The 2,932-nt window shown below is 38.9% G+C and carries 3 protein-coding genes and 1 pseudogene; 1 reads left to right on the plus strand and 3 read right to left on the minus strand.

Annotated elements, in window-relative coordinates; translation table 11 throughout:
- The 3 genes from RSX24_RS32090 to RSX24_RS32100 all read right to left on the minus strand — a co-directional run.
- On the minus strand, window positions 1-356 hold a 356-nt coding region (locus tag RSX24_RS32090), incomplete at its 3' end, for a hypothetical protein (RefSeq protein WP_343262895.1).
- A gap of 11 nt (window positions 357-367) precedes the next feature.
- The gene (locus RSX24_RS32095) at window positions 368-1,147 is read right to left on the minus strand and encodes a hypothetical protein (protein WP_343262896.1); all 780 of its coding nucleotides are present in this window, start codon (window positions 1,145-1,147) and stop codon (window positions 368-370) included.
- A 60-nt stretch (window positions 1,148-1,207) separates the two neighbouring features.
- Window positions 1,208-1,768, minus strand: a complete 561-nt coding sequence (locus tag RSX24_RS32100; RefSeq protein ID WP_343262897.1) for a hypothetical protein — start codon at window positions 1,766-1,768, stop codon at window positions 1,208-1,210.
- A 258-nt stretch (window positions 1,769-2,026) separates the two neighbouring features.
- Between RSX24_RS32100 and RSX24_RS32105 the strand changes: the two are divergent.
- Window positions 2,027-2,791 (plus strand): annotated as a pseudogene (locus tag RSX24_RS32105) (transposase); the annotation flags it as partial.
- Between the last annotated feature and the right edge of the window lie 141 nt (window positions 2,792-2,932).

The raw sequence follows: 2,932 nt of genomic DNA on the forward strand, positions 1-2,932 counted from the left end.
TTAAAGTCCGGTTCGCTATTTATAATCTTCAAGTATAAATCGGTTCTTTGATTATATAGTTTCGTATCAGCGTCATCGTTTGCCAGGCTGACCAACAATGCGTAATTTTGGTATGCTTTTCTCATTGAGTTAGCATCCTTAATAAGGGCTTCTTGAGCTGAATTTTTGTTCGTTTCAATATAATCATTAATATCATCTTGATAATTTTGAGTCTCCGTAATAAACAACTTAAATGATAAATTAGTAGCACTCTCTATCCTGTTCATCAATGAATTATATTTATTAAAAAAAATTAATGAGGTAATGATTAAAATGATTGCGATCGCTAATGCGGTATAACTTAGTTTAGTTTTCATAGTTACGTCCTTTATGGTTGGTAGCTAATCGTGTGGGCAACACTAGCCTTGCCTGAAGTGGCACTAAAAATTAACGGAATGCCGCTTATTGGATCATTAAATACTCTAACTTCATACTGAGCAATTGCAGAAGCAGTTAAAGTGCCTGTACTGTTTTTTGGAACAATATATTTATATCCAAAGTACGCAGAAGTTCCTTTACCTATACCTTGTTTTGTAACCGTATTACTTTGAGTATTATAAATACCATTATAGTACCTATCTCCTTCCTTATAGCCCACAGTTGCAGGTAGTTCTAAATTAGAATCACTCGAGTTAATTTTCACACTCGAAACCGAATTATTATCATTAAAAGTATGACCCACTGATCCATTCATGTATGGAATGACGGACATGGACAACTCATATATTTCAGATAATATCCCTTGCAAAAAGAAGGATACTCCAGGGATGCCTTCAAAAGCCTCTGTTTTTGCTGGTAATACATCATCCTGATTGAGTAACATCGTTACATTAGGGTTACCGAACGATAAAGAGACATAATTTGTCTTTACGATTCCGGCTTTGTAGTAGTTCGCTACAATGGCGTTTCTAGTCCATGCTCTCACACGTTCTTTTCCGATAGATCTTCCATCAAAAGTCGTTGCAACAGACATAACCACAGCAGAAGATCCGATATCCGTAGGTGTTGAACTATACTGTTTTTGAAGATCAGAGCTATAAGCCGCCCCTTTGAGATAATAAATTTCATTCGTAGATGCTGCAAAAGCAGTCTGTCCCAAAGTGCTCATACAAAAAAACTACTAGTAAAGCTGTAACCAAGATATTTAATTGCTTTTTGATCTTACTCATTATTGTGTAACTTCCTCCTTAATAGTATCGATCTTAGTTAGATCATCTATTGTTAAGAACGGGTTACCAAAAGGAATCATAGCAGTATCTCCCATAGCCCCGCTTGTTACAGAGATGTCCAGTTTTTCTGTTTGGGGCTCATAACGAAGTGAAACTACACCCTCGTCATTACCTTTAACATTTTTCATATTTACGTCGATTGCTCCGTAGTAAACTTCTCTGTTATCGAATCGATATAATTGAAGGTCTCCTTCACCTTCAAAGGGATAAGCTTGATCTAGTTTTATATTCCCTTTAATGCTAACCTTATAATCGCTCAGACTAGTGCTAATCTCTTTTCCACTGTCTAATGTCAACTGTAATTTTATATTTGCTTTTTTCTCTAATTTATTGAAGTTCTTCTCCAAAATAGGGTTATTCGCTAATGCTTGTAAAGCTTGAACATTTACATTAGCATCAAGTTTTATTTTTTTACCATTCTGATCAGCGCCCATGATAAAAACTGCGCTCACTACTCCAATAAATAATATTATTCCTAATGTAAACCATCGTACCTTCAAAAAAAAACCTCCATTAGCTATTTTGTGGATGTTTATGATAACATATCCTCCCTAGAGGTTTAATAATTAAATAATGGTAATTATTATATCCGACTGAATTGCTCGTCTGCACATCTTCAATTAATTTGACTTGGAATTAAATAAAAACAGCCGATCACTATGATCTGCTGTTTTCTTTGTCATTGTTGATCTATCGTTTCCCGATTGAAAATATTTCCTCATCGCATTTGGTTATCGGCGTAGATATTGCCCAGGCCGGAAGCCTACGAGGAACTGCGGATTCTCATGGCCAACCGTGATACGGTCGCTAAGCGACTTAACAGCGCCGTGAACCAGATCCACCGAAGGGTAGACATTGTGTTTCCAGAACTACGACAGGTCTTTAAGGTCCTAACCTGCACCAGTTCCATGCCACGTTACGGCTCTTTCCTCTCCCAAAAGAGATTAGCCGGTTAACGACAGAGCATGTGATTACCGGCTGGAAACAATATGTGAAGCGACATGAGGGTCTGCAGCGAGCTAAACCACTTGTAGCACTGGCTAAGCGGAGTGTTGGTGCCACACAGGCTCTGCATGCCTACAAGCTACACTTGGGCCAACTGCTCGAAGAATACGATTGGGCACAAAGACAACTTTATTCCGTACGCTCAAAAGTTGCTTGCCATTCGCGGTGTAAATGCAACGAGTTTAGCTGGGGTGCTAGGCGAAGCTGGTGATCTAAGCGGCTATGTGCATGGAAATGCCTTACTTCGCCATGCCTGACAGAAGCCAGCCCAGGCAAATGGCGGGGAAAAAGGGCTCTCAGTAAACGCGGCCAGCCTCGTCTCCGTCGCTTTCTATATCTCATGACGATGTGCATGGTGATGACTAATCCAGATGTAAAAGCCCTGCACCAATACAATGTCGATGTGAAAAACTCAAGAAAATTAATCTATTATGAAGTTATGCGGTAAGGTCGCTCGAATACTTGTGGGTCGTCTGGCTAAGAGCCAGGAAACTTACAACTCAGCCGGAAATGAGTAAAGATACAAGTTCTCGTCCTCAACTGCAAGTTCAGTATAATATTACGCTGCTTTAATACCTATACGCTTGTATTTAGCCTCTCATCGTTTCAGTTGTTCTATAACAATGTGAACTTTTTCATTTATTATGGTACTTAATGCG

Origin of the sequence: Paenibacillus hubeiensis, from assembly GCF_032334105.1 — a bacterium.
Lineage (GTDB): Bacteria > Bacillota > Bacilli > Paenibacillales > Paenibacillaceae > Paenibacillus > Paenibacillus hubeiensis.